Raw genomic sequence first — 6,974 nt, 5'->3', positions numbered from 1 at the left:
TGCTCGGCATCGCCGACGCCACCAGCGGCAAAAAGACCGGGCACGAGTTCGGCCCCGCCCTCCGCGTCACCGTCCCGATCTTCAACCAGAACCAGGGGGGCATCGCTCGCGCCGAGGCCGAACTGGAGCAACTCACCCGCCGGGAACTGGTCCTGCGCAACCAGATCATCACCGAGGTGCGGCTGGCGGCCGTGCGATACGAACAGGCCCGGTCGGAGTATGAAATTCTGCTCGGGAAAGTCAAATCCGAGGCCGAGGCGGGTATTCAACGCTCGCAAAAGGCGTATGAAGACGGGAACGCCGGTTACCTGATCGTGCTGGAAACCACCCGCCAGTTGATCGACACCAACAACCGCGAGGCCCAGCTAAAGGCCGACCTGCAACGGGCCTGGGCCGAACTGGAACGCAGCGTCGGTCGGCGGTTACTTTTCGAGACACCCCCATCCAACCTTCCATGAGTTACCAAAAGGGCTTGTTGACCGGACTGGCCGTCTCGGCCGTCGTCGGGGCGGGCGTCTGGTTCCTGGCCAGCGGCACCGTTGGCGGCGGCAAAGGCTCCCCCCCGGCGGTCCCGGCAAGTGTTTCCAAAACACTGGACGAATCGAAAATCACCACCGTGACCTTGAAGCCGGAAGGCTTGAAGAGTCTCGGCATCGAAACCGGCGTCGTGGGGCAGGAAGCCAAAAAGCGGACCCGCGTCTACGGCGGCGAAGTGACCGTCCGGCCGGGACAGGCCATCAGTGTCGCCGCCCCGCTCAGCGGCGTGTTGAAGGCCCCCGAAAAAGGCGTCCCGAGCGCCGGAACCCCGGTCGCCCGAAACCAGCCAGTTTTCCAGTTTCTGCCCTTGCTCACCCCCGAAGGGCGGGCCAACCTCGCCGCCTCGAAGATCGACGCGGACGGACAGGTGAAAACCGTCCAGACCACGCTGGACGCCGCCAAGGTCAACCTTGACCGGGCGAAGCAACTGTTGAAAGACGAGGCGGGCAGCAAGCGCATGCTGGAAGATGCCCAAGCCGCTTACGACACCGCCCAACAATCGTTGCTGGCCGTCATTGCCCGCCGCGATCTGCTTGCCAAGGTGGTCGGCGAGTTCGATGCCGGGACGGCTTCCCCCATCGCCATCAATGCCCCGGAGGACGGACTGCTGCGGACAATCTCGGCCTCGCCCGGCCAGACAGTACCAAGCGGGGCATTGTTGTTTGATCTGGTGAACACCGACCGTGTTTGGATTCGCGTGCCGGTCTACGCCGGGGATTTGAGCCACCTCGATCCCAAGGCCGATGCGGTGGTGACGCCGCTGGCGGCCAAGCCGGGCCGCTCGGAACAAACCGCGAAGTCTGTCCCGGCCGCCCCGTCGGCGAATCCGCTCGCCGGAACGGTCGATCTCTTTTACGAACTGGAGAACCGGGAGTCGAAGTACAGCCCAGGCCACCGGGTGTCGGTTCGTCTGCCGCTCGACGATCCGGACGACAGCCTGACCGTGCCGTGGGACGCGGTGTTCCACGACATCCACGGGGGAACCTGGGTTTATGAACAACTCTCCGAGGGGACATTCACCCGCCGTCGGGTGGAAGTGCGTTATGTCACCGGAAACGTCGCTTATCTGAAGCCGGGTTCGGCCCCCAAACCCGGCACGGTGGTGGTGACCAAGGGAACCGCCGAACTTTTCGGCACGGAAGCGGGCTTTAGCAAGTAGGCCGACACACCATGCTCTCTTCCCTGATTGAAACCTCCGTCCGTCTTCGGGTTGTTGTCCTCGCCCTGAGCGTCGTGCTCATGGTCGTCGGCTCCCGCTCGGTCCGCACGGCCCCGCTGGATGTCTTCCCGGAGTTTGCGCCGCCGGTCGTGGAGGTGCAGACCGAGGCCCCCGGCCTCTCCACGGAGGAAGTCGAAAACCTCGTCACCGTGCCGCTGGAGAACGCCCTCAACGGCATTCCCCAAGTGAAAACATTGCGGTCCAAGTCCGTTCTCGGGCTGTCGCAAATCGTGATGATTTTGGAGAACGGCAGCAACCCGATGGCCGCCCGGCAGATGGTGCAGGAACGGGTGACCGCCGAAACGCGGCGGCTCCCCGCCGTGGCCCGCCCGCCGGTGATTTTACAGCCCCTTTCCTCCACTAGCCGCGTGATGAAGATCGGCGTCTGGTCGGACACGCTCAGCCAGCAAGAACTGACCGACATCATCATGTGGACGGTCCGCCCCCGGTTGATGGCCGTCACCGGCGTGGCCAACGTCGCCGTTTGGGGCCAGCGGGACAAGCAATTTCAAGTGCTGGTCGATCCCGACATTCTCCGGGCCAACGGCATCACGCTCGACGCCGTGAGCCGGGCCGCCGGGGACGCGACCGTCCTCGACTCCGGCGGCTTCGTGGACACCCCCAACAACCGGCTGGCCGTCCGGCATGTCTCGCCAATCCTCACGGAAGACGATCTTGCCCGCACCGTCGTGGATTTCAAAGGCGGGGCGCCGGTCCGGCTCGGGGACATTGCCAAAATCCGCATCGACTCCGGCGCCCCCATCGGCGACGCGATCATCAACGACAAACCGGGTTTGCTGCTGATCGTCGAGAAACAACCGCAGGCCAACACGCTGGAACTCACCCGCAAGGTGGAAGCCGTCATCGAGTTGCTGAAGCCGGGATTGAAGGATGTGGAGATTGACCCGACCATCTTCCGGCCGGCGACGTTCATCGAACGGGCCATCGACAACCTGAAACACGCCCTCGTGATCGGCTGCGGTCTGGTCGTCGTGATTTTGATGATGTTCCTCTATGACATCCGAACCGCCCTCATCAGCCTGACGGCCATCCCTCTCTCCCTGATGGCGGCGCTGCTCGTCATCGCTTATTCCGGGGCAACCATCAACACAATGGTGCTGGCCGGACTGGTGATCGCGCTGGGTGAAGTCGTCGATGATGCCATTATCGACGTTGAGAACATCGCCCGCCGGCTGGCCTTGAACCGGCAACTGCCCGTGCCGCACACGCCGTTCCGAGTGGTGATCGACGCATCGATGGAAGTTCGCTCGGCTGTCGTGTACGCCAGTTTCATCGTCGTCTTGGTGTTCGTTCCGGTGTATTACCTTGACGGCCTCTCCGGGGCCTTCTTCCGGCCGCTGGCGATGGCCTATGTCGTCGCCATCATGGCCTCGCTGTTCGTGGCCCTCACGGTCACGCCCGCTCTTTCTTATATGCTGCTCACCGGCCGCACGACCCCGCCGAAAGAAGCTCCGGTGGCCCGGTTCTTGAAAGCCCAGTATCGCCGGGTGTTGCCGTTCTTCGTCAGTCGGCCGACGTTTGCGATCGTGTTTCTCAGCGCGGCGTTCGTCCTCTCGGCCGCCGGGGCGACCCGGCTCGGACAGGAATTTTTGCCGAACTTTCAAGAGACCGACTTCTTGATGCACTTCGTCGAAAAGCCCGGCACCTCGCTGGAGGCGATGACCCGCGTGACTGTGCTGGCCAGCAAGGATTTGCGAAAGATCGAGGGTGTGCGAAACTTCGGCTCGCACATTGGCCGGGCCGAGGTCGCGGACGAACCCGTCGGCCCGAACTTCACCGAACTGTGGATTAGCATTGATTCCAAGGCCGACTACCAAAAAACGCTCAAGCTCATCGAAGCGGCCGTGTACTCATATCCGGGGCTTTACCGGGACGTGCTGACCTTCCTGCGGGAACGCATCAAAGAGGTGCTGACCGGTTCGGGGGCCACCGTTGTCGTGCGGTTGTACGGCCCGGATCAGGCGGTCTTGAGGTCGAAGGCCAAAGAGGTCGAGGCGGCGATGGCCAAGGTGCCGGGAGTGGCCAACCTGAAGGTAGAACCGCAAGTGTTGATCCCCCAAATGGAAGTGAAACTCAAGCCCGAGGCGGCCGAGAAATACGGGCTGACGGCCGGTCACATTCGCCGGGCCTCCTCGACGCTTTTGAAGGGTTTAAAGGTCGGCGAAGTCTTCGAGGGAGTGAAAAAATACGACGTGATGGTGTGGGGCGTCCCGAGTGTGCGGAGCGATCTCACGGCCGTGCAAGAGTTGCCCATCGACACCCCCGCCGGAGTGCAAGTGCGGTTGGGGGACGTGGCCGAGGTCGCCATCGTTCCCGCTGCCAACGAAATCAAACGGGAGAATGCCTCCCGCCGCATCGACATCACTTGCAATGTGAAAGACCGTGATTTGGGCTCCGTCGCCGGCGAGGTTGAAACGGCGGTGAAGGCCGTTCCGTTCGACCGTGAGTATCACCCGGAATTCCTCGGCGAATACGCGGCCCGGCAGGAATCCACGCGAAAGCTCTACGCCCTTGGCGCGCTGGCCCTGATCGGCATCGTGCTGTTGCTGTTTGTCGATTTCGGGGAGTGGCGGCCGACCTGGCTCGTCGCTCTGACCATCCCGTTCGCCCTCGTCGGCGGAGTGATCGCCGTGTTTCTCACCGGCGGGGTGATGTCCCTCGGGTCCATCGTCGGCTTCGTGACCGTGCTGGGCATCGCCGCCCGAAACGGCATTATGATGGTGAGCCACTTCCGGCATTTGGAACACGAGGAAGGCGAACCCTTCGGCCTCTCGCTGGTGACACGGGGGGCCGAGGAACGCCTCGCCCCGATTCTGATGACCGCCCTCGCCACCGGCCTCGCCCTTCTCCCCCTGGCCATCACCGGCAACAAGCCGGGGCAGGAAATCGAATTCCCCCTCGCCGTCGTCATCCTTGGCGGGCTGGTCACCTCCACCGTCTTAAATCTCTTCCTTCTGCCCCCGCTATATCTGCGGTTTGGGAAAAAAACGAATAGCGGAGAAACCGACCATTCCAAGCCCCCGGCCAGCATTGCAGGGTGAGCCGGGCAAGTCATTGGTTCTTCTCAATGTCTGATGATTCAAGCGAGTTGGAACCCAATGACGGGAGGAAGAAAAAAAAGGTCGCGCCACGATCAGGCTCGGCCTCGGCCCAAACCCGCCCCAAGTGCCGCTGAACGATGCGCTGAACGATGGCCAGCCCCACACCGGTCCCTTCGTAGTCTTCGGCTCGATGGAGTCGCTGAAACACTCCAAACAACTTGTGAACGTAACGCATATCGAAGCCAGCGCCATTGTCTTTGACGAAGTACGTCGATCCCAAGGAATCAGACTGGCATCCGATCTCGATCACCGCCGGGTTCCGCTTGCCGGTGTATTTGAACGCATTGGAGAGCAGGTTGAACCAAACCTGTTTGAGCAGATTCGGGTCGGCCTGACAAGGGGCGAGATCCCCGATTCGGATCTCCACAGGCCGTTCCGCAACGACCGGCTTCAGTTCCTCCAGGCATTTCTGAACCATCTTCAATGTGTCAACCGGTTGCTTACGCAACGGCTGTCGGCTCAGGCGGGAGAAGCCAAGCAAGTCGTCCACAAGCCGGCTCATCTGTTGGGCGCCTCTCAGGACATCGCGGAGATAGTCTTGTGCTTCGTCGGGCAGTGAAGGGCCAAAATCACTGATGACAATCCGGGCATACCCGTCGATGGCCCGGAGCGGCGCCCGGAGGTCGTGCGACACGGAATAGGAAAACGCCTCAAGTTCCTTGTTGGCTGCCTCAAGCTCCGCCGTGCGTTCGCGCACCCGTTGTTCAAGAGCCTCGTTCGCCGAACGGAGCGACTCCTCGGCGAATTTCCTCCGGGTGATGTCGATAATCGTGCTTTCGTACCGCAAGGTTTTGCCTTGAGAGTTTCTGATTGCCCGGCCATTCAACGACACCCAGATCCGGCCCCCGTCCTTCCGGACCATTCTCAGTTCGATGTTCTGAACCTGACCATGTTCCTCGACAAGCCGCTTCACCTCCTCGCGATCCTGTCCGTTCTGATAGACTTGCGACCCCAAGTCCCGCACACCGGCGATGAGGTCGCCGGGTGAGTCGTAACCCAGAATCCCCGCCATGGCCGGGTTTGCGATCTGCACCCGGCCGTCCGGAGAGGACTGAAGGATGCCTTCGGAGGCGTTTTCGAAGATGGAACGGTACTGCTCCTCCGCACGCAGGACAGCCAGATGGAGTCTGGCGCTCTCCAAGGCCGACGCCCCGGTGTTGGCAAGAATGCCAAGCGACTTGACCTGTCCCATCGTGGACGACTGCCGCCGGTTGGTTGAGTTGACGTTCAGAACCCCGACGAGCTTGCCGCCCACCAGCATGGGCATGGAGATCGCGCAGCGAATATCGGATCGCGCCTGAACGGGCGAGAATCGCGGATCGCGGACCTCGCCCATGAGCGTGAGCGGTTCACGATGGCGGGTCACCCATCCCGCGATCCCGTGTTCCAAGGGAACCCGTTCTCCGACGAGGTGGGCCCGCCCGTCGCCCCGGATGACGGCGACCCGGAGTTCGTCCCCCTTGTCGGTGGGCAGCATGATCGAAGCCTCCTCGGCCTCGCATTGTTGCATCGCGGCGTCAATCACTTTGTTCAAAAGCGTCTGATGATCGAGAGTGAAGGCGATGGCATTGCATAGCTCGTAAATGCCCACGGTCTCGCGCAACTGGAGGTTTTCCAATCGCAGCCGTCGGAGTTCCAGGGCGCGAGCCAGAACAGGCAGGATCACGTTGAGCTTGAACGGCTTCAAGATGTAATCTGCGGCGCCGGACTTCATCGCATCGACGGCGGTCTGCACGGTCGCCTGTCCCGTCATGACGATTCCGGCCAGGTCGGGCTCGATTTTGCGAGCCGCCTGAAGCAGCGTGATCCCGTCCATCCCCGGCATCATCAGATCCGTCAGCAAGAGATCAAAGGCCCGGCCCGCCAGTGCGTTCAGGGCTTCGTGGGGGGAGGAGAACCGCACGGTCTCGTAGCCCTGCCTCGCAAGCTTGTCCGCCAGAGAATTCAGAAGTTCAATCTCGTCATCGACGATCAACAACCGTCCCAGACTGGAAGTGTTCATGGCGAAATTCTCCGGCGGATGGATCGGCACGGGCTGACGGTCACGGGGCCGTCTTGCCGGGGGCGAGGGAGTTTATGTTGGTCACCCGGCGTCC

The 6,974-nt window shown here is 62.2% G+C and carries 4 protein-coding genes; 3 read left to right on the top strand and 1 reads right to left on the bottom strand.

Going from position 1 to position 6,974, the window contains the following annotated elements; translation table 11 throughout:
- The 3 genes from BGIM_RS52055 to BGIM_RS0123675 all read left to right on the top strand — a co-directional run.
- A partial coding sequence (locus BGIM_RS52055) for a TolC family protein (RefSeq protein ID WP_040889946.1) occupies positions 1-458 on the top strand: 458 nt, incomplete at its 5' end.
- The gene (locus tag BGIM_RS52050) at positions 455-1,696 is read left to right on the top strand and encodes an efflux RND transporter periplasmic adaptor subunit (protein ID WP_020472207.1); all 1,242 of its coding nucleotides are present in this window, start codon (positions 455-457) and stop codon (positions 1,694-1,696) included. The genes BGIM_RS52055 and BGIM_RS52050, both read left to right, overlap by 4 nt.
- Positions 1,697-1,707: 11 nt before the next feature.
- Positions 1,708-4,818 (top strand): efflux RND transporter permease subunit, encoded by a 3,111-nt coding sequence (locus BGIM_RS0123675; RefSeq protein ID WP_020472206.1) that lies wholly within the window; start codon positions 1,708-1,710, stop codon positions 4,816-4,818.
- A 10-nt stretch (positions 4,819-4,828) separates the two neighbouring features.
- On the opposite strand, the gene BGIM_RS58120 is transcribed toward BGIM_RS0123675, so the two are convergent.
- Positions 4,829-6,880 (bottom strand): response regulator, encoded by a 2,052-nt coding sequence (locus BGIM_RS58120; RefSeq protein WP_020472205.1) that lies wholly within the window; start codon positions 6,878-6,880, stop codon positions 4,829-4,831.
- Positions 6,881-6,974 lie beyond the last annotated feature (94 nt).

The sequence above is a fragment of the Zavarzinella formosa DSM 19928 genome, assembly GCF_000255705.1.
GTDB classification, from domain to species: domain Bacteria; phylum Planctomycetota; class Planctomycetia; order Gemmatales; family Gemmataceae; genus Zavarzinella; species Zavarzinella formosa.
Note: the sequence above shows the minus strand (reverse complement) of the source record. Positions and strands in the feature narration are given on the sequence as shown.